Origin of the sequence: Cetobacterium sp. 2A, from assembly GCF_014250685.1 — a bacterium.
In the GTDB taxonomy this organism is placed as follows: domain Bacteria; phylum Fusobacteriota; class Fusobacteriia; order Fusobacteriales; family Fusobacteriaceae; genus Cetobacterium.
Genome location: NZ_JACFAJ010000006.1, coordinates 394733 through 420002 on the forward strand (window position 1 = coordinate 394733; position 25270 = coordinate 420002).

Sequence of the window (25270 nt, forward strand, 5' to 3'; positions counted from 1 at the left end):
CTCCTATTCCCCTAATATAAACTCTATATCCTTTTCAGTAAGAGTTTTAATTGACGCTCCATCATCAGCTATTAAATTATCTAAAAGTTGGCTTTTACTCTCTTGAAGTTTCAATATTTTTTCTTCAATAGTATCCTTCAATATCAATTTATAAGAGAATACAGTTCTATCTTGACCAAGTCTATATGCTCTATCTACAGCTTGATTTTCAACTGTTTTATTCCACCAAGGATCATATATGAATATTGTATCTGCTGCAGTCAAGTTAAGTCCTACTCCACCAGTTTTTAGAGTCATTACAAAAACTTTGTATTTCTTTTCATTTTGGAATTTATCTACAAGTCCTTGTCTGTCTTTTGTTGCTCCCGTCATTGATAAATGAGGTATTCCATGTTTTTTTAAATCCTCACATATATTCTCTATTGAGCTTATATAGTTTGTAAAAACAAGAACTTTATGATCATTTTCTACTGCGTCACAAATATTATTTATAAGTACTTCTCTCTTACTAGAAGTTACTAAATTACTCTTAACTTCTGGACAACTTGTTATTTGTCTTAATTCATTTAAAGCCTGAAGTATAAAGAATTGTGTTTTCCCAATACCTTGCTCTTTAATCTGACTATTTATCATTTTATAGTAATAGCTTCTTCTCTCTTCATATAGTCTTTTTTGTTCTATGTTCATTTCTATAAATAGAGTTTTTTCAATCTTATCAGGTAAATCTTTTAGAACTTCTTTTTTTACTCTTCTTAGAATAAATGGATATATCTTTCTCTTTAGTTCATCTATTGCTTCAGGATCGTTATCTCTTTGAATTGGATTTGCATAATAGCTATTAAACTCTTCTAATGTTCCAAACATTGAAGGATTTAAAAATCTAAATAGAGAGTATAGTTCTCCTAAATTATTTTCAATGGGCGTTCCACTAAGAGCTATTCTATGCTTAGAATTTAAAAGCATTACCGCTTTTGTTGTCTGTGCATTAACATTTTTTATATTTTGAGATTCATCTAAAATAATTAAATCAAAATGATTATCTCTTAAAGTTTCTATATCATTTCTTACAGTTCCATAAGTTGTTAGTAAAACATCACAATTTCTTAACACCTCTTCATTTCTAAAGTTTCCATAATAAATTCCAGAAACTAATCCAGGACTGAATTTTCTAATCTCTGCTTCCCAGTTATAAATTAAACTCTTAGGCATTATAACTAAAGTTTTTCTGCCCTTTACCTGATGTAAATCAGTTATTAGAGCTATAGCTTGAAGTGTTTTTCCTAACCCCATATCGTCTGCTAGACATCCACCTAGATTATTTTCCACTAAATATGAAAGCCATCTATATCCGTACTCTTGATATTCTCTTAAATTGGCATTTATTTTTGGAATCATCTTTGGATTATCTTTTATATCATTAATTCCAGTAAAGAACTCTCTACTCTTATTTAATTCTTGAGTTAATACTTTATCTTCTATTAAGTCATCTATTATAGGTAAATCAAAGAATGAAATCTTGACTTTTGATTCATCATTATTTTTAAAAACTCTTTCCAACTTCTCTATATATTTTCTATTTATAAGAGCATTAGTTCCATCACTTAAAACGATATAAGAATCTTTTTTAAAAGAATTTAAAACATCTAAAATAGAGAATTTTTCTCCCTCTATTTCAAGTTGCACCTCTCCCTCAAGGAAATCTATAGAATGTTTGAAACTTCCAATCACTTTTGGCTTTACCGCTTTTATATTATACTTTCTTAATTTTTCTGCTCCAATTACCTTATATCTACTAGCCAGTTGAAGAAGTTCTCTAGTTATGAACTCTTTAGCTAATTTTTCCTGAAGAATAAGATAATTTTCTTCATCTAAATAATATCCAGCTTTTATTTTTACATTTCTTTGATGTTTTGATAAGATTTTTACAATCTCATCTACAACTTCTTTTAGTGCATCTGTTATAACTTCTGAAATTGTAACTCTTTTTTCTAAATGATTAACAGTTAAAACACTTTTTAAACTATGTTCTTTTAAAAATTCATAATCTATAGTTGAAACCATAATTCCGATTTTTAAATAAAGACTGTTGTCCTGAGATATTTTTTCAATCATTATATGAGGAACAGGAGTTTTAGCCTCTCCTCTTTCAATTTTATATCCCAAACATTGAATCTCTAAGTTTTTAAAATATGAGTGAGCTAGCGTTATAAACTTTTCTAATTCCTCTCTTTTAAAATCTGAAACTAAATCGTTTATAGAATGAATTATATCTTCTTGCTCTTCAACAGTATAAATAATTCCATCTCTATAAAAAACCTCATCTGTTAAAATATCAAACTTTTCATACTTTGCGTTTAAAATTAAACTTGCTGTATAAAGTTTATCACTTTCAACATGCTCTGAAATATTTAGAGTAACTGTATTATCTTCAGTTTTCCAAATTATTTTTTCTAATTTTTCATTGATAAAATTATTGCTTTCTTTCAAGAGATTTAAAATAGATTTATTTTCATCTATGTATAATTCTTTTACCGCTACATTTCCCCAATCTACGAAAAAACTATCCTCTTTTATCTCTTTTATAAAAGAAAATATTGCTTTTGAATTCTCATCAAGATTATTGTCGTCTATTTCTGTAGTTGCTTCTCCACTACTATCCACTGCAGTTATATAACCACCTTTTTCATCCATTTTTAACATAAAATAGATTTTATCTTCTAATAATTTAATGCTCTTATCCATACCCTATCCCTTTAATATTTTTTATGATAAAATTATATAAATAATAAATTTTTTCTGAAATATATTATATCAAATATTATACATTTTATCAACAAGTTAAAAAAGGAGTGCTTTCTAAGCACTCCTTTTTCTCTCTTTAACTCTCCTGAGTATACCCAAGTTCTTTCAAGAAAGGTTTTTTCTTTCTCCAGTCATCTTTAACTTTTACCCAAAGCTCTAAGTAAATTTGAACCCCTAAAAGGTTCTCTATATCTTTTCTAGCCTCTGTTCCAATCTCTTTTAAAAGCTTTCCTTGTTTCCCTATTACTATCCCTTTTTGAGAATCTCTTTCAACATATATATTTATGTCAAACTTATCTTTTCCGTTTGGTCTTCTCTCAACATTTATAATCTCAACTGCGATTGAATGAGGAATCTCTTCTCTTGTTCTTTCTAATATTTTTTCTCTTACAACTTCTGTAATTATTCTATATATAGGCATATCTGTATACATATCATCTGGATAGAATTTTATTCCATCTTCCAAGAATGGATCAAGAGCTGAAAGTAACTTTGGAATTCCTATAGCATATTGACCTGACATCTCAACTATCGCATCAAATTCTCCTAATTTCTCAGCAATTTCTTTTCTTTTTTCAATTAATTGTTCATCATTTATTTTATCTATTTTATTTACTACTAAAACTCTAGGAGTTTTCTTAGCTTCTTTTATTTTATCCATTACAAACATATCACCAGTACTGATCTCTTGTGAAGCGTCAATTAAAAACATTATTGCGTCAACTTCTCTTAAGATTCTAATAGCACTATTTGTCATGTGCTCTCCTAAAAGATGCTTAGGTTTATGAATTCCTGGAGTATCTATAAATACATACTGATTCTCATTAAAGTTTAATATTCCCTTTATTGTATCTCTTGTTGTTCCCGCTTTATCTGAAACTATTGCAACTTTCTCATTAACTAATTTGTTTATAAGTGTTGATTTTCCTACATTTGGTCTTCCTACTACGGCAATAAATCCTGCTTTCATTTAATCATCTCCTATACCTATTCTTATGTATTCTTCTTTAATCCTATTTAAGAGAGTTAATGCGTCACCATTTTCATCTAAATATTCGTATTTTTCTCTCTCTTTGATTGATGTATTCCTTAGCATGTTAGGTGAAATCTCTCTCTCTATTCCTGCCTTTTTCCCAGCTACTAAAAATCTTGCTCTAAAATTTTGTCTTGAAAGTCCATAAAAAATATAGTCACTGCTTCCAGATATTAAATTTTCTCTATCTTCTTCTATAAATTTATTTATTTCTCCCGATAACTCTTCAGATAACTCCATCAGTACCATTTTCCCATTTTTTATTATAGAAAAATACTCGTAGTTATATTTTTCTAAATCAGAAATTTTCATTTCTAAAACTTCGGCAATCTGGACACCTATATCTGTCAAAATTTTAATTATTAATTTATCTCTTCTACCTTTTGAATTTTTTTCACATGCATCTGAAATAGCTTTTATTTCTCCAAATTCTAAAACTTCTGGAATTTTTTCTCCACTTCTAACAAGTGTGATTCTCTCCATAGGTAAAACATCTATTATATTTTTCTTTAGTAAATATTTATAAAATCCTTTCACTGAGCTATATTTTCTAAATACAGAATTTTCTTGATACTTAGTTCTTAAAAATTTTATATACTCTAATATATCATCTTCTTGTACATTCTCCTCTTCTTTTCCATTTAAAAAATTTTTAAAATCTTCTAAATCCACTCTATACATTTCTTCAGTGGCAGAAGAGATAATCCCTGAAGCTTTTGATTTTTCTAGAAATTCATTAAAAAAATTCATATTCACTCCTCATTTAAGAGTTCTTTAGCATGTTTTAATACAGCTGGTGAAATATTTTTCCCTGCCATCATACGAGCTATCTCTTGAACTCTCTCCTCTGAATTAAGTTTTTTTACAGTAGTTTCTGTTCTTCCATCTACTATATTTTTTTCAATATAAAACTGTTCATGAGCTTTAGACGCTATTGCTGGTGAATGAGTTATACTCATAACTTGAGTTGTGTTTCCTATCTCTCTCAATTTAGTAGCAATTTTTCTCACTGTTTCTCCACCAACACCAGTATCTATTTCATCAAATATCAATATAGGTATATTATCTACTTTCGAAAATATTACTTTCAAGGCCAGCATTATTCTACTAACCTCTCCTCCAGATGCTATTTTTGAAAGCGATTTTAAATCCTGACCAATATTTGTTGAAATTAAGAATTCAACATTATCTGACCCTTCAGCTCCCATAGTTTCTAAAGGTAAAAATTTTATTTTAAATTTAACATCGTTCATATTTAAAAGTTTCAACTCATTTTCTAAGTTTTTTTCAATTTCTAAACTTTTAATTTTTCTAAACTTTGTCAACTCATCTGCAAATGACCAGTATAGTTGTTCTAAGTCAATTTTTTCCTTAATCAATTTTTTTATCTCAAAATTGTTCTCGTCTAAAAATTTTATTTTTTCTGATATATCATTTTTATAATCTAAAATATCTGATATATCTGATCCATACTTTACCTTCAGTCTATTTATTGAATCTAGTCTTGATATTACAGATTCTAATTTCTTTTCATCCACATCAATATCATCATTTAACTCTGATATTGAATCTGAACATTCCTGTAAATCATAATATATTTTATCTAGTTTTTCAGAAATTTCTTGAAATTCTTTTCCATATTTTGAAATAACTTCTAAATTTTTACGACTATTATATATAATCGATAAAGCATTTATCTCTCCGTCTTTCAAAAATGATTCTGTAGATATAAGTTTTTCCTTAATTTTTCCAGCATTAAAAAGTTTCTTATACTCCTCTTCTAACTTTTCATCCTCTTTTAAAATTGGATTTACCTTTTCTAACTCATCCAATTGAAATTCATAAAACTCTTTTTTTTGAAGAGTTTCTTTTCTTTCTTTTTCAATATTTTTTATTTTTTTATTAATATCAAAATACTTTTTATAAACTGTCGCTAATTTTTCTTTTAATTCGTTCCCAGATTCTCCCAAAAACTTATCTAAAAGTTTTATATGATTATTCTTATTTAAAAGCATTTGATGAGAGTGTTGTCCCACTATATCAACCAAGGTTCCCATAATCTCTTTTAAACTAGAAATAGGAACTCTCACGTTATTTACAAAGGCTTTTCCTTTACCATTTTTATCCAAATATCTTCTAACAATAACTTCATTGTCCGTTGTTTCAATCCCTAGTTTTTTTAACTCATTTTCTTGTTCCTGATTAATTCCAAAAACTCCTTGAGCTAGAAGAGTTACTTCTCCGTCTCTTACCATCTCTGAACTAGATTTCTCTCCAATCAAAAGATTTATTCCACTTAAAATAATTGATTTTCCCGCTCCAGTTTCTCCAGTAAGAACCACAAGCCCACCATCAAACTCTAAATCTAAACTTTTTATAATAGCTAGATTTTCTATTTTAAGTTCTTTTAACATAAATTATCTCCCCACTTTAACTTTTCTCTTAAAATATTATAGTAGTTTCTTCCTTTAGGCAAAATTAATTTTAATTTAAAATCTGAATAACTTATTTCTACTTTATCTCCAACACTTAACTTTCCAGACCCTTCTCCATCTATCACTAAATAACCTTCTCTATTGTCTTTTAGCTCAATATAAATTTTCTCGTTTCCATCTAGTACTATTGGTCTATTTGTTAAGTTATGTGGTGCTATGGGAGTTAGAATCATTGCTTTTAAGGTTGGCATAACTATTGGTCCACCTGCTGATAAAGAATAAGCTGTTGATCCAGTTGGAGTTGAAACTATTAAGCCATCAGCCTTATAATCATTTATATATCCATTTTCAGAATCAACTGATACCTTAAGAATCTTTTCCATAACTCCTCCTTTTGATATCATAACTTCATTTAGAGCATCGTAGGATTTCCCTTGGTAAACTACTTTTAAAAAAGATCTCTCTTCTATTTTATATTCACCTTTTAGATACATATCAAAAGTTTCAAAGGCTTCACTGGCTTTAATTTCAGTTAAAAATCCTAAAGCTCCAGCATTTATTGCCATTACCACTGCATTGCTATGTATTATTTTTTTAGAAGCTCTTAAAAGAGTTCCGTCCCCTCCTATTACAACTACAAAATCAGCTTTAGAAATTTCTGAAACATCCACAATCTTAACTGCTTTAGCTTCAAAATATTTTAAAGTATTTTTGTAAATTGCAACTGCTCCTACTTTATCTTCATTGTGTATTATGCAACCTATTTTCATAACTCCTCCAATCATTAAAACAACTGCTCTGGATTTATAGGTTTTAGCTTAAATCTAACTTCATAGTATAATTTTGGTTCTCCATCTGTTGTGAGTCCTAAAACTCCTATATTTTGGCCTTTTTTAACCTCTTGATTTAATCTTACATCTGTAGAGATTAAGTTTCCATATACTCCAATAGTATTATATCCATAATCTATCATAACAACATTATTAAGCCCTTGAAATCTATCAGCATAAATAACTTTTCCATTTGTCGCTGCACATACTTTTGAACCCATTCTTGCTAAAATCTCTATACCATTACTTATAACTTCACCCTGTTTTTTTTGTTTAAACTTTACAACTACTTTTCCATCAACAGGTCTTTTTAATCTTCCAATTTTTAAAAGAGCAGCGTCTAATTTTACATTACTAACTGATTTTGCCCTTGCTTTAATTATCTTCTCTATCTCTTGTTCCGTTCTTTTCTTCTCTAGTTGTAATTTACCTATTGTTTTAACATGAGTTACTTTTTCATTGTTTAATCTCTTTATAAGTGAATTTTTTTCTGAGACTTTTCTTTCTATAGATCTTTTATTGGTATCCATTTTATTCTGAAGATTTCTAAGCTTTTGTCTTTCTTTTTCTATATCTCCTTTTACTTTTTGGATATCTTTTGTGACTACTTTTATATGCTCCATTTTTTCTAAATCACCATAGAGCATTCTAGAGAACTCTCTTTTCATTATTGATTCTCTTTCTAAAGTTACATCTAAATCTATTTTTCTATTCCAAGCTAAAATTTTAGCCTGATATTCCATTTGCTTTCTTTCTAATTCTTTTGAACTTACTTTTAAATTACTACTTCCATAGTCTATATTTCTATTTACTATTCTTATCTCGTCTTTTATTCTTTCTATATCTTTTTCTATTTCTTTTATATCATTTTCTATCGAAGATATCTGTTTTGAAATTTTTACTTTTTCTGAATCTATTGTTAGTATTCTAGTGTTTTTTTTCTCTATTTGAGAATCTATCTTTTTCATTTTATTTTTCAATGTATCTATAGAGGTTGAATATGCTAAACTGCTAAAAACCAGCATAAATAATACAATTTTTTTCATAATTTTCCCTCTCTATTTTTTTGTATAATAGAGGGAGATAACCAAACAAAAATATTAAAAAATATAATTATGATAGATATAATAAATACCATTTGATGAAAACTCATTAAACTTAAATTTGGAACAAGATCTAATAAGGCTTTTCTAAAAATAATATATAAATTAAAAAATAATAAACTTCCCATTATCGATGCTCCCATAAATGGAAAAAGATTTATATTTTGAGCTCTCTTATAATTTCTAGCATTCCCAGGATTTGTTATCGTAAGTCTTAAGTAATCAGTTATAGTTCCACCACTAAATATTAAATATATCATTAAAACCACTGCTATATCTGTTCCTAAAATAAATATAGAAAATGTATTAATTCCCTTTATTCTTCTTTTAGTATTCTCAATATGATTACTATCTAAAAATATTTCTTTTACTCCATTTTCATTATCTAATAATTCCTGGATCTTTTCAATGTCATCAGTGTCATTGAAAGATACTAGCAAAGAATTAGGAAGAGGGTTATCTCTATTTGAAATAACTATCCCTAGTTCCTTTTGAAGATTTCTGAAAGCCTCTTCTTTAGTAATAAATCTAACTGCTTTTACTTCTGGTTGTAAAAGTAATTTATTTTCTAGTTTATTAATATTTTCTTCTGATAAATCATTTTTCAATTCTACTGTAAAAAAATAATTATCTTTCAATTTAGAAGCTATAAAAGAGCTATTGAGAATGATTGCTGTTAAAAAATTTAGAAGAAAAAAGGAGATTAACAATGTTATAAAGGATTTTTTTACACCTATATTACGCATTATATCTCCTCCTAAATTTTAAATATTTAAAATATAAATATAGAGGCTGAAGTATCCTTCGCCTCTATACAAAGTAATTAAAGATTTTCTTTTACAACAGAGATTATTTTCTCACTAGTTAATTCATATTTCTCTAAAAGCTCTTCAGCTTTTCCACTTTGACCAAATTTATCATAAATTCCAATTTTCTTAACTAAAGTTGGATGAACTTCTGATAAAAATTCAGATACTGCTGATCCAAGTCCACCTATTACAGAGTGCTCTTCAGCTGTAACTATAAATTTAGTTTCTTTTGCTGCATTTAAGATAGTTTCTCCATCTAATGGCTTAATAGTTCCAACATTTAAAACTCTTGCTGAAATTCCTTCAAGAGCTAGCTTCTCAGCTGCTTCTATAGCCTTTGCAACCATAAGTCCTGTTGCAGCTATAGTAACGTCTGTTCCCTCTTTAACTGTGTTTATTATTCCAATTTGGAAATCATAATCTTTCTCATCAAATAATACAGGCACATCTAGTCTTCCCATTCTTAAATATACTGGTCCCTCATATTCTGCTGCTGCAAATACCATCTTTTTAGTTTCAACAGCATCAGCTGGAGATAAAACAACCATTCCTGGAATACTTCTCATAAGTGAGATATCTTCGATTGATTGGTGTGATCCTCCGTCTTCTCCTACAGATATTCCTGCATGAGTTGGAGCTATTTTTACATTTAATTTAGGATAAGCAACTGTATTTCTGATTTGCTCAAATGCTCTTCCTGCTGCAAACATTGCAAAAGTAGAAGCAAATGGAATTTTTCCACATGTAGCAAGCCCTGCTGCTGTTCCAACTAAATCAGCTTCAGCTATTCCTACATTTATATGTCTATTTGGAAATTTTTCTTGAAATAAGTTTGTTTTTGTAGATTTTGTTAAATCTGCATCTAATACTACTATATTCTCATTAATTAGTCCAAGCTCTACTAGAGCTTCTCCGTAAGCTTGTCTCGTTGATTTCTTAGCCATTTTGTCCGTTACCTCCAGGAATTATTATATTTCAGATACCTTTTCTAATTCTTTTATAGCTCTTTCTGTCTCTTCAGCTGTTGGTGCAACACCGTGGAATCCACATACGTTTTCCATAAATGAAACTCCTTTTCCTTTTACTGTTTTTGCAATTATAACAGTTGGTTGTCCCTTAACTTTCTTAGCCTTGTCTAAAGCAGATAAAATTTCTTCAAGGTTATGTCCATCTATAACTAATACATTCCATCCGAAAGCTTCCCATTTTTTATCTAAAGGTTCTACTCCTTTAACTAGGTCTACATTTCCATCTATTTGAAGATTATTTGAATCAATAAATGCACAAACACTATCAAGTTTATGATGAGCTGCTGTCATAGCTGCTTCCCATATTTGACCTTCTTGCATTTCTCCATCTCCCATAAGAACATAAGTTCTATATGATTCTCCAGACATTCTTGCTGATAAAGCCATTCCATTAGCTACCGATAAACCTTGTCCTAAAGATCCTGTTGAAATCTCTATTCCTGGAAGTTTTCTCATATCTGGATGCCCTTGTAATGGTGAACCATATTGTCTAAGAGTTTTTAAAAGCTCTCTGTCAAAATAACCTCTTTCTGCTAACGCTGCATATAATACAGGTGCTGCATGTCCTTTCGATAATACGAATCTATCTCTTCCTACCATTTTAGGATTTTTAGGATCAATATTCATTTCACTGAAATAAAGTGCAGTAACTATATCTGCCGCTGATAAAGATCCTCCTGGATGTCCTGATTTTGAAGTACAGATCATCTGAACTATGTCTTTTCTTATTGTGTTGGCTTTTTTTTCTAGAAGATTGATATCTTTCATTATTTTCTCCTTTCGATGCTTAGTAGTCTGCCTAAATTATATTATTTTATTTGCTATATTGTCAAGAAAAGCTATTTTTTTAATGTTTTATAATACTTCATTCCTAATTCTGTTGCGTTTTTAGCCCCTGTTTGCAGATAAGTTGATACAGAATCATATTTTATAGCCCCAAAAATTATAAATATTAGACTATATGCTATGAATGGCCTAAAGAATTTATTCTCTTTTTTTAAATTTTTCATCAAAGAAAAAACTCCCAAGCAAAATAAATATATAAATTCCATAACACCCTCTGTATAGCTAACAACTATAAAAAGAGTTCCAATTATAAATATTACAAATAAACTTTTCGTTAATTTAGGAGAAAGAGACAATCCCATTATAGGTACCTTTAAAAGTGCTCCTCCACCCCATCCCTTTGGAAATAGATCAAAAATAAAATGAATTGCCATAGCCAAAGAAAATCCCATTATGAAATATCTAAAAGTGTGGCTTTTTTCACCTTCATACAATTTCATAAGTATAAATATTACAAGAGGGCTATGAGTTAATATATTTCTATGTTTCAATCCCATTTTAAAATCCCAATCAGGAAACTTTATTCCAACTATATATGCTGTCAAAGAAACTAAAATCCCTGCCATGCTCATTTCATCTAAAATTTTTAGCAATAGTTCCATATTTTCTCTCCTTTAGAATAAAAAAAAGAGCAGACACAGTCTGCTCTTTTCCTTTTAGAAAGAATTACTTAGTAATTTCTGCAACAACTCCAGAAGCTACTGTTCTTCCTCCCTCTCTGATTGCGAATCTTAATCCAGGTTCCATTGCGATTGGGTGGATTAACTCTACAGTCATCTCTATGTTATCTCCTGGCATTACCATTTCTACTCCCTCAGGTAGATTGATTGCTCCAGTTATATCTGTAGTTCTGAAGTAGAACTGAGGTCTGTATCCTGAGAAGAATGGAGTGTGTCTTCCTCCCTCTTCCTTAGTTAATACGTATACCTCTGATTTGAATCCTGTATGTGGTAAGATTGATCCAGGTTTAGCTAATACTTGACCTCTTTCAACGTCTTCTTTCTTGATTCCTCTTAATAGAGCTCCAACGTTATCTCCAGCTTGACCTTGATCAAGAAGTTTTCTAAACATTTCTACTCCAGTACAAGTTGATTTGATTGTTGGTTTAATTCCTATTATCTCAACTTCTTCTCCAACTTTAACTATTCCTCTTTCTACTCTTCCAGTAACTACTGTTCCTCTTCCAGTTATCGTGAATACATCCTCGATTGGCATTAGGAATGGTTGGTCTACTGCTCTTGCAGGTGTTGGAATGTAAGAATCTACTTGGTTCATTAGATCCTTAATTTTTTCTACCCATTTCTCTTCTCCGTTCATTGCACCTAAAGAAGATCCCATTATTACTGGTACTTCGTCCCCTGGGAATCCGTACTCTGTTAATAACTCTCTTACTTCCATTTCTACTAACTCTAGTAATTCCTCATCGTCTACCATATCTGATTTGTTTAGGTATACTATGATGTATGGAACTCCAACCTGTCTTGATAGTAAGATATGCTCTCTTGTTTGAGGCATTGGACCATCAGCTGCTGAAACTACTAATATAGCTCCATCCATTTGTGCTGCTCCTGTTATCATGTTCTTAACGTAGTCAGCATGTCCTGGACAATCTACGTGAGCGTAGTGTCTTTCTAATGTTTCATACTCTATATGAGCAGTATTGATTGTGATTCCTCTTTCTCTCTCTTCTGGAGCAGCATCGATGTTTGCGAAATCTACTCTTTTAGCTAGTCCCATATCTGCTAGAACTTTAGATATTGCTGCTGTAGTTGTTGTTTTTCCATGGTCAACGTGCCCTATTGTTCCAATGTTAACGTGGGGCTTGCTTCTTTCAAATTTTTCTTTTGCCATTTAAATTCTCCTCCTCATGAGTTATATATTAATTTTAATTTTGCCTTGATTAAAAAAAAATCCACACATTCCTAAATGTACCTAGGTTAAGTGTAGTAAAAGTGGTGGTGAGAGAAGGATTCGAACCTTCGAAGGCAGAGCCGTCAGATTTACAGTCTGATCCCTTTGGCCGCTCGGGAACCTCACCATATTTTGTTGTTTTGGTACCCCGTAGGGGAATCGAACCCCTGTTTATAGAGTGAAAATCTATTGTCCTAACCGTTGAACGAACGGGGCAAATGTATGGTGCCGCTTATCGGAGTCGAACCAATTACCTACTGATTACAAGTCAGTTGCTCTACCAGGTGAGCTAAAGCGGCGTCCTTTTTACATAATAATTATATTACAATTTCTAAAAATTGTCAATAGTTTTTTTTATTTTTTTTTATTTTTTTTTAAAAGGAATTGAAAGACATAAGATGTATAATATGTTCAGATGGTGTTAAAGTTATCCCCCTTAACACCCTTTAACATACTTCCCCCCAAAGAAACCTAGAATCCCCCTAGGTTTCTTATTTTTTTTGGAGAAATTTTTTATTAGTTTATTCTAGTTAATAATTCTCTATATTGTTTTACTAAAAGCTTTATCATAGTCTTTCTAATAATTTGATACCATTTAAACTGCATAGCTTCCATACCTTTTATTGAATCTGATACCATTCTCTTTAAAAATTCCATCTCTTCAAATGATAGTCTAAGTTCCATCTTATTCTTGTCATCCGCTACCATTTTTATATAATCAAAAAATTCTACTAATCCTTGATTTTGACCATTCATGTTCGCACCAAATTGTTTTTTTACTTCATCAACAAATTTAGATAAGAATTTTTTACTATTTTTATCTAGCTTAACCACATACTTTCTTTTACCTTTTCCAATCTTTTGAATAGTATTCATCATTCCCATCATAGATGACATGCTATTCATTTGCATAGGATTCATATTATTTGGATTTACTCTTTGAGCTTTCATTTTTACCTCCAGAATTAAAATTTACCAATAACTTTCTCTATTTCTATCTTAGAGATTGCTCCTTCTCTAAGGATTTTTGGATTGTTGGTGCTCATATCAATTATTGTAGACTCATTTCCAACTGGAGTCATACCACAATTTACAGCTATTTCCACTCTATCTAAAAAAATTTTAGATACTTCATCAAAACTTCTAGGAGTTTTTTCTCCCGATATATTTGCACTTGTTGTTGGCATTATTCCACCAACAGCCTCTATTATTTGTAAAGAAATTTTATAGTCAGGCATTCTAACTCCAACAGTTTTCCCGTTAGATACCATAATCTCAGGAATTATATCTTTTTTTCTAAGAATTATAGTTAAACCACCTGGCCAAAATATTTCCATTAATTTTTCAACTTTTTCTCTATTCTCTTCTTCTATATATGCTATTTTTTCAACGTTCTCTTTTTTGCTTACAAGAGCTATAAGTGGAGAGTTAAAATTACGCTCTTTTGCACTGTATATTTTTTTTATACTTTCTAAAGAATCAATATTACCACCGACACCATAAACAGTATCAGTCGGATAGATTATAAGCGACCCTTGGAAAATTTCCTCTTTAATTTTTTTAAAATCTATATTTTCTACATTAAAGATTAATTCTGCCACAACTTACTCCATTTCCAAATAGTTTTTAATAATTTTATCATATCTAAAAAAAAAAAGCTAGTATAGCACTAGCTTTTATTTGTTATTTTTATTTCTTTTCGAACAATTCTGAAACAGATTGGTTATTTACAATTCTTCTCATAGCTTCTGCTAGTACTTCATCAACAGAGATAACTTTTATTTTATCTATTTGTTTTGCTTCTGGTAAAGCGATTGAATCAGTTATAACAACCTCTTTTAAGCATGAAGCTTGTAATCTTTCTATAGCAGGATCAGAGAACACTCCATGAGTACAACAAGCATAAGCCTCTTTAGCTCCTCTTGCCATTATAGCTTCTGCACCATTTGTGATAGTTCCAGCTGTATCTATCATATCATCTATGAAGATAGCAGTTTTCCCTTCTACTTCACCAATTAGGTTCATAACTTCTGACATATTTGGCTTAGGTCTTCTCTTGTCAATTATAGCTATTTTACAATCTAACCACTCAGCTAATTTTCTAGCTCTTTTTACTCCACCAATATCAGGAGAAACAACAACTATTTCCTCTCCATAAAGTCCTTTTTGGATAAAGTATTTTGCAAGAAGTGGTAACGCTTGCATGTGGTCAACTGGGATATCAAAGAATCCTTGAATTTGATCTGCATGTAAATCCATAGTTACTATTCTGTTAGCACCCGCTTTAGTAAGTAGATTTGCTACTAATTTTGAAGTGATTGGTTCTCTAGGACTTGATTTTCTATCCTGTCTTGCATATCCATAGTATGGAATTATAACGTTTATCGATCTTGCTGAAGCTCTTTTTAACGCATCAATGAAAATTAAAAGTTCCATTAAATTTTCATTTACTGGTTCTGAAGTTGATTGTACTATAAATACATCTCTACCTCTAACAGTTTCATCTACTCTTACATAAACCTCTCCATCTTTAAATCTTACAATTTCAACTTCACCTAATGGAAGTCCGTACTTTTCACCTATTTTTTTAGCTAATTCTACATTTGAAGTCCCTGCGAAGATTTTTACATCAGTTCTTAACATCTTATCTATTTCCTCCAATCAAATTTTATAACTTGTTTACTTCTAGATACAGCTAAAGCATTAGATGGTACATCTTTAGTGATAACTGATCCAGCTCCCACCAGGGAGTTATCTCCTATTTCTACTGGGGCAACTAACATTGAGTCACTGCCAATAAAAGAGTTTTTTCCAATAATAGTCTTGAATTTATTTTTTCCATCATAGTTACAAGTTATTGTCCCTGCCCCTATATTTGTTTTTTCTCCGATTGTTGCATCGCCTAAGTATGTTAAATGACCAGCCTTAACTCCTTTTTCTAGAGTTGACTTTTTAATTTCAACGAAGTTACCTACGTGCACATCCTCTTTCAAGTGTGCTTTTGGTCTTAAATGTGCAAATGGTCCAATAGTAACTCTATCTTCCACTACACTGCTTTCTATAACTGAACTCTCTATTTTCACAGAGTTTGAAATAATACTATCTACAATTCTAGTATTTCCAATAATTTCACAGTTTGATCCAATCTTTGTATTCCCTTGTAAAATTACGCCTGGGTAAATAATAGTATCTTGTCCTACCTCAACACTTTCTTCTATATAAGTGTTCCTTGGATCAATAAAGATTACTCCAGCATCCATAAGAGCTGTATTTTTTCTTTCTCTTAATGTTTCACTAGCCATAGCTAATTCAACCTTAGAATTAACTCCCAAAGTTTCTATGTTCTCTTCTAGAGTATAGCACTCTACAAGTTTTCCCTCTTTAACATTTATGCCTATAACATCAGTAAGGTAGTATTCACCTTTCTCATTATTATTATCTATTTTAGAAAGTGCATCAAAGAGATCTTTTGATTTAAAACAGTAAACACCTGCATTTATTTCTCTTATCTTTTTTACAGCTTCACTAGCTTCTTTTTCTTCAACTATTCCAACTACTTTTCCTTCGCTTTTAACTATTCTTCCATATCCAAATGGATTTTCACAAATAGCTGTTAAAATTGTTGTAGTTGCATTCGAATCTTTATGTTGTTTGTACATCTCTTTTAAAGTAGACTCTTTTAAAAGAGGAGTATCTCCACAAAGAACCATAATATCTCCGTTGTAATCCTTCAATAATTCCGATGCTTGCATAATTGCATGTCCAGTCCCCAACTGTTCTTCTTGAACTACATATGGAATATCTCCTACAACTTCTAGTATCGTTTCTTTTTTATGACCAAGTATTAAAATATTTTCTTCTACTCCAATATTTTTACATATAGTAATTATTTTTTCTATCATGGGAATTCCATTTACTCTATGTATTACCTTTGGCAATTCTGACTTCATTCTAGTTCCTTTTCCTGCGGCTAAAATAAGTGTCTTCAACTTCATTAAATTCCCCCGTTCATCTTAATTCAAGTAATTATATCATACAGAATATTTCATTTCAACATTATTCCTTGTTTAACTTTTCATATGCCTCATTTATTTCCTTAAACTTTTTTTCATGGTAATCTCTAAGTTCTTGTGTTTCGTTAACATATTTGTCTGGATGGTGCTTTTTAGCTAAATCTCTGTATGCTTTTTTTATCTCATCTTTAGACGATCCTTTTTCAACTCCTAAAACAGAATAATATTTACTCTTGTCTTCAAAATGCCCACCAAAAGGATTTCCTTGGTTGCTATACCCATTCCCACCAGTATAGTGTTGTCCGCCAGCCTGTTTAAAAAACTCTTCAAAATCTTCAGTTTTATAAGTTTTATAGTAATAACTTTTTCCTTGTGGAGGATTTTTCTTTCTTCTAAAGTATGATATTAATCCGATTATAAGTAGTATCGGAAAGAATTTGATAACAAAAAACCCAAAGAAAGAAAGTAATAATGCCATAAAAAATAGTACTGGTAAAGCACTTATAGCTTTATTCATTCCAAAGATTATTGCTATTAAAAAAAATATTACAAAAGTTATTCCTATCGCTATTTCAATCATTTCTTCTCCTTCGAATCTATATAAATTATAAAAAAAATAGAAAGACAGGGACAAAAACAGCTCTTCTCCCTTTCTCCCTATTTTCAATTAATTATTGTTTGTTTTCTGCTTCGATTTCATTTTTTAAATATTCGATCTTCTCTTTTATTTGAGAATCTCTAGGATCAATTTCATAAGCTGTAATATACTCTCTTAAAGCTCTTCTTCTTCTACCCATATCCTCATACTTTTTAGCAAAATCTAAATGGGCAGTATAAATATCCAAATCCAAAAATATCGCAAAATCATAACTATTTATCGCTTCTCTTACCAGTCCAGCTCTAGAACAAACATTTCCTAAGAGAAAATAAACAAAAGGTTCTTCAGGCTCTAAATCTAAATAATTATTAAAGCATTCTATTGCTTTTTTATAATCTTCTAGTTCATAACTTAGATATCCTATAAATCCCCATAACTGGGCATTTTTAGAATCCATTTTCAAAAGCTTCTCATAAATTTTGACAGCACCCTTACAATCTTTTTTATAATAAAGGATTGTAGCAAGCTCCTCTAATTTAGCTTTATCATTTGGATTTTCTAGTAGTTCAAATCTTAAATGTTCCTCGTATGTAAAGAGATCCATCTCTTTATTACAATACTTATTAAATATTTGCGTTTTAAGCATAGTTGGTCCCCCTTAGCTATGTTAAATTAACCCTAGGTGAATTATAGCATACTTTCTAAATATATTTAAGTCCCTATTTTCAATAAAAAAAGATGGAGAATCAAAAGATTCCCCATCAATATTTTAACTCTAATTAAAGAGCTGCTTTTGCAGTTTCAGCTAATTTAGCGAACTCAGTTGCATTGTTTAAAGCGATGTCAGCTAGAACTTTTCTATCTAACTCGATTCCTGCTCTCTTTAATCCGTTCATTAAAGTAGAGTAAGTTAATCCGTTTATTCTTGCAGCAGCGTTGATTCTGATGATCCATAATTGTCTCATCTTTCTCTTTCTTACTAATCTATCTCTTGTTGAATAAACTGCAGCTTTATTAGTTGCTTGTTTCGCTTGTTTGAAAGCGTCTCCAGATGCACCTCTAAATCCTTTTGCAGCTTTTAAAACTTTTTTATGTCTTCTTCTTCTAACTATTCCAGTTTTAACTCTCATTACTTTTCCTCCTAAAATTATTTAACGATAATATGAATTAATGGGGTTATTATTATCTTCCAGCTCCGTATGGTAATAAAGCTTTCATGTGCTTCTCTAAAGTAGATGTTACAACCATATCTTTCTTAAGGTTGTTCTTTCTCTTTCTAGTTTTCTTTGTTAGTATATGACTTTTTCCTGAGTGTTTAACTACGAACTTACCTGTTCCAGTTACCTTGATTCTTTTTTTAGCACCTCTATGAGTTTTCATTTTTGGCATTGTTATGTTCCTCCTCTCGAATATTTAAACCTATTTTTTTGGTGATAATATTAAATGCTTTTGCTTATCGCTATATTTTTTATCAACTTCCGCTATAGCTGTAAATCTGTCAGCTATTTGGTCCAGCATTCCAATTCCAATTTCAGCATACATTCTCTCTCTTCCATACTGAACAAGAGTAATTTTTACTTTGTTGTCCTTAGCAAGGAATTTTTCAACTTGTGCAATTTTAGTCTCTCTATCGTTGTCATCGATTCTAGCAGTGAATTTAACTTCTTTTACTATTATCTGCTTCTGATTTTTTTTAGCTTCTTTAGCTTTTCTTGCTTGCTCATACTTATACTTTCCGTAGTCCATAATTTTACAAACTGGTGGCTTAGAGTTTGGTGAAATTTCTACTAGATCTAACTCTTTTTGTCTAGCAAGCTCCATTGCTTCTTGAGCCGACATTATACCTAGTTGCTCACCCTCTTCAGAGATTATTCTAATCTCTCTACCTTTAATTTTCTCATTTATTCTGATTTTGTCTGAAATAATAGACACCCCCTATGAATTCTTTAAATAAAAAAAACAGGACGTGAAACATCCTGTAAACTTCAAAACTATCCATCAGGGTATAAACCCGGAAAAAATTTTGATAACCTTATGAAGATTCTTTGTCTTACAAGGTGAGAAACAGGAGTTTCTTCTTTAAAAATTCCTTAATTAATATCTATAATGATTATAACATTTTTGTTAAAAATCTGTCAAATGTTTTTTATTTAAACTCATGGCGCACCCAAGAGGAATCGAACCCCTAACCCCCTGATCCGTAGTCAGGTGCTCTATCCAATTGAGCCATGAGTGCGTATTTTTTCTAAAAAAAAAAGGTAGATTAACTACCTTGTATTATCAAAAATGGCGGTGAAGGAGAGATTTGAACTCTCGGTACCGGATTAGCGGTACACTCCCTTAGCAGGGGAGCGCATTCGGCCACTCTGCCACTTCACCTTTTTGTATGGCGGAGGACCAGAGACTCGAACTCTGAAGTCTTACGACGTCGGTTTTCAAGACCGATTCCTTACCAATTAGGATAATCCTCCATACAAGATAGATAGTAACATTTTTTTTTTTATCTGTCAACAGTTTTTAAAAAAAATATTTTAAAAAAAAAGATTTGAAGAGTGCATAGAATACACTCTTCAATAAGATTACTTAGCTGATTCTTCTGCTATTAATTCATTCATTTCTTTTATTATAGCATCTGCATCAAGACCGTGAGCTGATACTCCCTCTCCAAGAGTCTCTCCAGCTGCTACCATACACCCAACACATCCTAATCCGTGGTTCTTAAATACATTTGTAATTACTGGGTATTTTTGTACTGCTTCTAATATATTCATATCTTTAGTTACCATTATTTATTCCTCCTAATTTTACATGACTTATCTTAAGCCAATTATAATAAAATTTACTTTTTTTGTCAACTATTTTCCAACCACATTTAACAGGTCATGTATTCTAACTACACCTATTACTTCTCTTCCTTTTAATACAGGTAAAACAGATATCTGACTCTCTCTATTTTCCATAAGTTCCATGGCGTCCATAGCCATAATTTCTTCTCCTACAAAAATAAAGTTTCTTGTCATTATATCCTCAGCTTTTAAATCAAAAAATTTCTCTCTTCTTTTAAGAGCTCTTCTAATATCTCCTTCTGTAATTATCCCAACCATCTCATCATCTTGGACTATACATACAACTCCCAATCTTTTATTAGTCATTGTTAGGATAATACTGTCTACATCACTTCCAATTGGTAGTATAGGAAGAGCCGACTCTTTATGCATAACATCTTTAACCTTCATAAGCAGTCTTCTTCCTAAGCTTCCACCTGGATGATACACTGCAAAGTTTTCCGGTTTAAACCCTCTTTCTTTCGTCAATATTATAGAAAGAGCATCTCCCATCACTAAAGTTGCTGTTGTTGAACAAGTCGGTGCTAAATTCATAGGACACGCTTCTTTTTCTACTCCTATATTTAAAACTACATCTGATGCAACTCCTAATCTTGAGTTAGGATTTCCAGTCATAGCAATTAATTTTGCTCCGATTTTTTTAACTGAAGGTATTATAGATATCACTTCATCACTGTTTCCACTATTTGATATAGCTATAACTACATCTTTTGGACTTATTATTCCTAAATCTCCATGAAGTCCTTCTGCCGAGTTCATAAATACTGCATATGTCCCTGTTGAAGCCATAGTTGCTGCTATTTTTTTTCCAATTATTCCAGATTTTCCGATACCAGTTATAACAACTTTCCCTTTTGATTCAAGTATCATTTTTACTGCTACCATCATCTCATTTGAAATCTTATCTCTAACTCTTTTTAACTCTTCAATCTCTATATTGAATATCTCTTTTGCAAAATTTATCATTTCCATATAGTTTATCTACCTTTTACTAAGTCGTCTATTTTAACTGCAACTTTTAAAATCTCTTCTAAATCTGAAAGATATAACATGTTTGGTCCATCTGATTTTGCATTTTCTGGATCTGGATGAACTTCTGCAAATATTGCATCTACTCCAATTGCAAGTCCTGCTCTCATAAGTGGGAAAACATACTCTCTATCTCCTGATGTTGCCGTACCAAGACCACCTGGTTTTTGAACTGCGTGAGTAACATCAAATACCACTGGATATCCAAATTTCCTCATTTCCATAAACGCTCTCATATCAACTACCATATTGTTATATCCAAAAGTTGAACCTCTTTCACATAACATGATATTTGGATTTCCCATCTCTTCCATTTTAGTTACAACGTTTTTCATATCCCAAGGAGCTAAAAATTGTCCCTTTTTGATATTAACTGGTAATCCAGTTTCTGCTGCTGCTATTAGTAAATCTGTTTGTCTACATAAAAATGCTGGTATTTGAAGTAAATCTACAACTTTAGCTACTTCAGCACACTGCCAAGTTTCATGTACATCTGTCACTACTGGAATATTATAAGTTTCTTTTACTTTCTTTAATATCTCTAATCCCTTTTCAAGACCTGGTCCTCTAAATGAATGAATTGAAGATCTGTTTGCTTTATCAAAAGATGCTTTGAAAATATAATTAATGTTTAATCTATCACAAATCTCTTTTACTTTTCCAGCTATATCCATTACTAGTTCTTCTGATTCAATAACACATGGACCAGCTATTAATGTAAATCTCTCTGTCCCACCTATTTCAAACTTATTTCCTATTTTAATTTTTTTTACATTTTCTACAAGTTTCATTCTTCCTCCTGTAATTAACTATTAGATAATTTTTTATTTATCGCTTTTCTTGCTTCTTCTTTATCATCAAAATGATGTTTTTCTTTTCCAATAATCTGGTAAGTTTCATGACCTTTTCCAGCTATTAGAACTATATCATCTTTATTTGCTAATTTTATTGCTAATTCAATAGCTTTTTCTCTATTTGGTTCTAAAATAAATTCTTGTTTTTTAAATCCAGCTTTCACCTCATCCAATATAAAGTTAGGATCTTCAGTTCTTGGATTATCTGATGTTGCTATAACTATATCACTATATCTTTCTGCTATTTCTGCCATAATTGGTCTTTTAGTTCTGTCTCTATCTCCACCACAACCAAAAACAGTTATAACTTTTGCTTTTTTCATTTCATTTATACTCTTCAGAATATTTTCTAGAGCATCTCCAGTGTGAGCATAATCTACTGCAACTGTAAAATCTTGTCCTGCATATACGGGTTCAAATCTTCCTGGAGCACCATGTATTTTTTCTATAAGCTCTAAAATCTCATCTTCTGGAACCCCTAAAAGTTTAGCTGCTCCTATAGCTCCTAGTAAATTGTACATATTATATTTACCCAATATTTTAAGTTTTCTACCTTTTAATATTTCAGGAGTCAATTCGGCTTTCTTCTCTATAGAATAAGATATTCCACCAAACTCTTCAAATAATCTCTCTCCATAGATATCATCAATATTTATCACACTATTTCCTTTGCTTTTAAGTTTTTCGAATAAAATCTTTTTAGCATTAAAATATTCTTCCATATTTTTATGATAATCTAAATGCTCTGGAGTTAAATTTGTGAAAACAGCTACATCAAAATTTAAAACATCTACTCTTTTCATGCTAAGTGCATGTGAACTCACTTCCATTACAAGATATTCTAAATTCTTTTCTACTGCTTTTTTACACATTTTTATTATATCTAGTGATTCTGGAGTAGTATTTGGGGCTTCTATTATCTCATCTCCAATTTTATACTCAACCGTTCCTATTCTTGCTACCTTATCCTCTCCTAAAAGAGTTTCTATCATGTATGTCGTCGTTGTTTTTCCATTCGTTCCTGTAACTCCAACTATTTTTAATTTCTTTTCTGGAGCACCATAAAAATTAGAAGCTATATGTCCTAAATTTTTTCTTAAATCTTTTACAAGATAATAATTCACATCGTGTTTTAAATCTACTTCCTTAGATACTAAAATTGCTTTCGCACCTTTTGTAACTGCCATATCTATAAATTCATGACCATCTATTAAAGCACCTTCTAATGCTACAAAAATATCTCCATCTTTTATTTTTCTTGAATCATATTCCATGTCTTTATAATTTATTGTTTCGTCCACTATCTTTAATGGTTTAAATTCTATCCCACAAAATATTTTTTCCATAGCTCATCTCCTTAGAAAAATTATATATCAATACTAGCATAATTTTTAGTTTTTTCATAGTTCATAGAAGATATAGATAAAAAAAAAGCAGCACTCACGCCGTTGTGAGTACTGCTAAATATTACTTCTTGAATATTCCTAAAGGTTTTCCTAAAGGTAAGAACTCTCTACCAAATGTTTTGTTTAAAACATTTGCTGCTGATCCATAGAATGACATGATAGCGATTGAAATTTCAGCTACTGCTGCTAGAGTATGAGTAAACTCGTAAGCTATTCCAAAAGTTGCTCCTGCAAGTCCTATGAATAATAAATCTATAAGTATGAAGATTATTAATAGAGTCTTGTTAGTTTCTACTGATGCTAGTGTCATATATAGACTGAATATTAAGTATCCAATAAATACGAAACCGAAAGCTTTTGGATCTGCTGCTGCTTTCATTGCCTCTCCAAATACTCCTAATTGTACCATCCAGCTCATAGCCATTCCGAACCAGAAAAACGCGTATCCTCCGAATGCTGTAGTTCCAAATACATTGTTATGTTTGATATCATTTAAACAAGCTATTAATTGAACAAATGCTCCTAGGAATATTGCCCAAGGTATAACTAATGATACTCCACTTACAATTCCGAATTTGTTAGCTGAAGCAACTAAAGTTACTATCGCTAGTCCTAATAAACCTAATGCTGATGGATCCGCTACTGTTATTTTTACATGATTATCTTGATGCATTTTACTTTTTATCCTCCTAAATTTTTTATATACTTTTATATGAAACCAAAAGTAATTATATAAAAAATTTCATTAATTGTCAATCATATTTCCATTCATTTTTATAATACTAAAGCTGTTGCTCCTTTAATTCCAGCATCGTTTCCTAAAACACCTAAAACTATATCCAAATTATCTAAAGTTACTTTAAGGCTATATTTAGGAAGTTTTTGTTTAACTCTATCTAACAATATATCTCCAGCTAATGCTACTCCACCAGATAGAACTATCACATCTGGATTTATTATATTTAAAATATTTCCTATTCCCATAGATAAATATTCAGAAATATACTCAACTATATCTAAAGAAAATTTATCTCCCTGTTTAGCTGCGTCAAATACATGTTTTGCTTCTAATTTTGAAATATCTCCATCTATCATTTCATATAAAAGATTTGTTTTATTAACCATAAGTCTAGAAGTTGCCTCCCTTATAACTCCTGTTGCAGAAGCATAAGTTTCAAAACAACCCTTTTGTCCACATCCACAAAGATTTCCATCCTTTACAATTTTCATATGTCCTATCTCTCCTCCAGCACCTGTAGCACCAGAAAGAAGCCTTCCATCTATATATATTCCACCACCAATACCTGTCCCCAATGCGATTGTTACACTGCTTTTATATCCTTTAGCAGAACCATATCTAGCTTCACCCAAAGCAATAACATTCACATCATTATCAAGTCTTGTTTTCACTCCAGATATTTTTTCCATCTTTTCACTTATATCTATATCATTTCCCCATGGAAAATTAGCAAAAAATCCAACTATCTTTTGATCTATAACTGGGCCAGGAATCCCCATTCCTATTCCCTCTAATTTTTTATACTCAATATTTAAGCTAGACATCATTTCTTTTACTTTTTCCCATATTCTTTCTAAAGTTTTATCAACACCCTCACCAGAAAGAGTTTTTATATTTTCAGTTTTAAGAATATCGCCATTTTCATTCATTATTCCAATTTTACTATTTGTTCCCCCCATATCAATTCCAGCAAAATATCTCACTGTAT

At 30.8% G+C, this 25270-nt stretch carries 26 protein-coding genes and 6 tRNA genes; all 32 read right to left on the reverse strand.

Going from position 1 to position 25270, the window contains the following annotated elements; all coding sequences use genetic code 11:
* Positions 1 to 3: 3 nt before the first annotated feature.
* The 32 genes from H3N56_RS05710 to H3N56_RS05865 all read right to left on the reverse strand — a co-directional run bounded on the left by H3N56_RS05710 (position 4) and on the right by H3N56_RS05865 (position 25265).
* Positions 4 to 2742, reverse strand: coding sequence for a DEAD/DEAH box helicase (locus H3N56_RS05710; RefSeq protein WP_185880297.1), 2739 nt, complete (start codon positions 2740 to 2742; stop codon positions 4 to 6).
* Positions 2743 to 2878: 136 nt separating this feature from the next.
* Positions 2879 to 3772, reverse strand: coding sequence for a GTPase Era (era, locus tag H3N56_RS05715; protein ID WP_185880298.1), 894 nt, complete (start codon positions 3770 to 3772; stop codon positions 2879 to 2881).
* Positions 3773 to 4585: a tyrosine-type recombinase/integrase gene (locus H3N56_RS05720; protein ID WP_185880299.1), complete on the reverse strand. Its 813-nt coding sequence runs from the start codon at positions 4583 to 4585 to the stop codon at positions 3773 to 3775.
* Between the two features lie 2 nt (positions 4586 to 4587).
* Positions 4588 to 6249 carry a DNA repair protein RecN gene (recN, locus tag H3N56_RS05725; RefSeq protein ID WP_185880300.1) on the reverse strand — a complete coding sequence of 554 codons (1662 nt, stop codon included), beginning with the start codon at positions 6247 to 6249 and terminating at the stop codon, positions 4588 to 4590.
* Positions 6243 to 7040 carry an NAD(+)/NADH kinase gene (locus tag H3N56_RS05730; protein WP_185880301.1) on the reverse strand — a complete coding sequence of 266 codons (798 nt, stop codon included), beginning with the start codon at positions 7038 to 7040 and terminating at the stop codon, positions 6243 to 6245. The genes recN and H3N56_RS05730 overlap by 7 nt, the downstream gene beginning before the upstream one ends.
* A gap of 14 nt (positions 7041 to 7054) precedes the next feature.
* On the reverse strand, positions 7055 to 8146 hold the full coding sequence (locus tag H3N56_RS05735) for a murein hydrolase activator EnvC (protein WP_185880302.1): 1092 nt from the start codon (positions 8144 to 8146) through the stop codon (positions 7055 to 7057).
* Positions 8143 to 8949: an ABC transporter permease gene (locus tag H3N56_RS05740; RefSeq protein WP_185880303.1), complete on the reverse strand. Its 807-nt coding sequence runs from the start codon at positions 8947 to 8949 to the stop codon at positions 8143 to 8145. Before H3N56_RS05740 ends, H3N56_RS05735 begins: the two co-directional genes overlap by 4 nt.
* A 77-nt stretch (positions 8950 to 9026) precedes the next feature.
* On the reverse strand, positions 9027 to 9956 hold the full coding sequence (locus H3N56_RS05745; RefSeq protein WP_185880304.1) for a transketolase family protein: 930 nt from the start codon (positions 9954 to 9956) through the stop codon (positions 9027 to 9029).
* A 24-nt stretch (positions 9957 to 9980) separates the two neighbouring features.
* On the reverse strand, positions 9981 to 10808 hold the full coding sequence (locus H3N56_RS05750; protein WP_185880305.1) for a transketolase: 828 nt from the start codon (positions 10806 to 10808) through the stop codon (positions 9981 to 9983).
* 71 nt (positions 10809 to 10879) lie between these two features.
* On the reverse strand, positions 10880 to 11488 hold the full coding sequence (locus H3N56_RS05755; protein WP_185880306.1) for a hypothetical protein: 609 nt from the start codon (positions 11486 to 11488) through the stop codon (positions 10880 to 10882).
* 64 nt (positions 11489 to 11552) lie between these two features.
* The gene (gene tuf, locus H3N56_RS05760; protein WP_185880307.1) at positions 11553 to 12737 is read right to left on the reverse strand and encodes an elongation factor Tu; all 1185 of its coding nucleotides are present in this window, start codon (positions 12735 to 12737) and stop codon (positions 11553 to 11555) included.
* Between the two features lie 102 nt (positions 12738 to 12839).
* A tRNA-Tyr gene (locus tag H3N56_RS05765) sits at positions 12840 to 12924 on the reverse strand.
* Between the two features lie 14 nt (positions 12925 to 12938).
* A tRNA-Glu gene (locus tag H3N56_RS05770) sits at positions 12939 to 13013 on the reverse strand.
* Positions 13014 to 13020: 7 nt separating this feature from the next.
* Positions 13021 to 13096: transfer RNA gene (locus H3N56_RS05775), tRNA-Thr, on the reverse strand.
* Between the two features lie 217 nt (positions 13097 to 13313).
* Positions 13314 to 13748, reverse strand: coding sequence for a hypothetical protein (locus H3N56_RS05780; protein ID WP_185880308.1), 435 nt, complete (start codon positions 13746 to 13748; stop codon positions 13314 to 13316).
* Positions 13749 to 13762: 14 nt separating this feature from the next.
* The gene (locus H3N56_RS05785) at positions 13763 to 14398 is read right to left on the reverse strand and encodes an L-threonylcarbamoyladenylate synthase (protein ID WP_185880309.1); all 636 of its coding nucleotides are present in this window, start codon (positions 14396 to 14398) and stop codon (positions 13763 to 13765) included.
* An 88-nt stretch (positions 14399 to 14486) separates the two neighbouring features.
* Complete coding sequence (locus H3N56_RS05790) at positions 14487 to 15440, reverse strand: ribose-phosphate diphosphokinase (RefSeq protein ID WP_185880310.1); 954 nt, start codon at positions 15438 to 15440, stop codon at positions 14487 to 14489.
* A gap of 5 nt (positions 15441 to 15445) precedes the next feature.
* Complete coding sequence (glmU, locus tag H3N56_RS05795; protein ID WP_185880311.1) at positions 15446 to 16792, reverse strand: bifunctional UDP-N-acetylglucosamine diphosphorylase/glucosamine-1-phosphate N-acetyltransferase GlmU; 1347 nt, start codon at positions 16790 to 16792, stop codon at positions 15446 to 15448.
* Between the two features lie 61 nt (positions 16793 to 16853).
* Positions 16854 to 17390 carry a J domain-containing protein gene (locus tag H3N56_RS13490; RefSeq protein WP_185880312.1) on the reverse strand — a complete coding sequence of 179 codons (537 nt, stop codon included), beginning with the start codon at positions 17388 to 17390 and terminating at the stop codon, positions 16854 to 16856.
* 91 nt (positions 17391 to 17481) lie between these two features.
* Positions 17482 to 18054 (reverse strand): tetratricopeptide repeat protein, encoded by a 573-nt coding sequence (locus H3N56_RS05805; RefSeq protein WP_185880313.1) that lies wholly within the window; start codon positions 18052 to 18054, stop codon positions 17482 to 17484.
* A 133-nt stretch (positions 18055 to 18187) separates the two neighbouring features.
* Positions 18188 to 18538: a 50S ribosomal protein L20 gene (gene rplT, locus H3N56_RS05810; RefSeq protein WP_185880314.1), complete on the reverse strand. Its 351-nt coding sequence runs from the start codon at positions 18536 to 18538 to the stop codon at positions 18188 to 18190.
* 52 nt (positions 18539 to 18590) lie between these two features.
* Entirely contained in the window at positions 18591 to 18797 is a 207-nt protein-coding gene (gene rpmI / locus H3N56_RS05815) for a 50S ribosomal protein L35 (protein WP_185880315.1), read from the reverse strand.
* Between the two features lie 30 nt (positions 18798 to 18827).
* Positions 18828 to 19340, reverse strand: coding sequence for a translation initiation factor IF-3 (gene infC, locus H3N56_RS05820; RefSeq protein WP_332648059.1), 513 nt, complete (start codon positions 19338 to 19340; stop codon positions 18828 to 18830).
* 227 nt (positions 19341 to 19567) lie between these two features.
* Positions 19568 to 19644, reverse strand: a tRNA-Arg gene (locus H3N56_RS05825).
* A 51-nt stretch (positions 19645 to 19695) separates the two neighbouring features.
* Positions 19696 to 19787 (reverse strand) — tRNA-Ser (locus tag H3N56_RS05830).
* Positions 19788 to 19795: 8 nt separating this feature from the next.
* A tRNA-Ser gene (locus H3N56_RS05835) sits at positions 19796 to 19879 on the reverse strand.
* Positions 19880 to 19987: 108 nt separating this feature from the next.
* Positions 19988 to 20194: a DUF1858 domain-containing protein gene (locus H3N56_RS05840; RefSeq protein ID WP_185880316.1), complete on the reverse strand. Its 207-nt coding sequence runs from the start codon at positions 20192 to 20194 to the stop codon at positions 19988 to 19990.
* A 69-nt stretch (positions 20195 to 20263) separates the two neighbouring features.
* The gene (locus H3N56_RS05845) at positions 20264 to 21226 is read right to left on the reverse strand and encodes an SIS domain-containing protein (RefSeq protein WP_185880317.1); all 963 of its coding nucleotides are present in this window, start codon (positions 21224 to 21226) and stop codon (positions 20264 to 20266) included.
* 5 nt (positions 21227 to 21231) lie between these two features.
* Entirely contained in the window at positions 21232 to 22074 is an 843-nt protein-coding gene (gene kdsA, locus H3N56_RS05850; RefSeq protein ID WP_185880318.1) for a 3-deoxy-8-phosphooctulonate synthase, read from the reverse strand.
* Between the two features lie 14 nt (positions 22075 to 22088).
* Positions 22089 to 23483 carry a UDP-N-acetylmuramoyl-L-alanyl-D-glutamate--2,6-diaminopimelate ligase gene (locus H3N56_RS05855; RefSeq protein ID WP_185880319.1) on the reverse strand — a complete coding sequence of 465 codons (1395 nt, stop codon included), beginning with the start codon at positions 23481 to 23483 and terminating at the stop codon, positions 22089 to 22091.
* A gap of 121 nt (positions 23484 to 23604) precedes the next feature.
* Positions 23605 to 24216, reverse strand: a complete 612-nt coding sequence (locus H3N56_RS05860; protein ID WP_185880320.1) for an acetate uptake transporter — start codon at positions 24214 to 24216, stop codon at positions 23605 to 23607.
* Between the two features lie 101 nt (positions 24217 to 24317).
* A complete protein-coding gene (locus H3N56_RS05865; RefSeq protein ID WP_185880321.1) occupies positions 24318 to 25265 on the reverse strand; it encodes an ROK family glucokinase in 948 nt (315 codons plus the stop codon).
* Positions 25266 to 25270 lie beyond the last annotated feature (5 nt).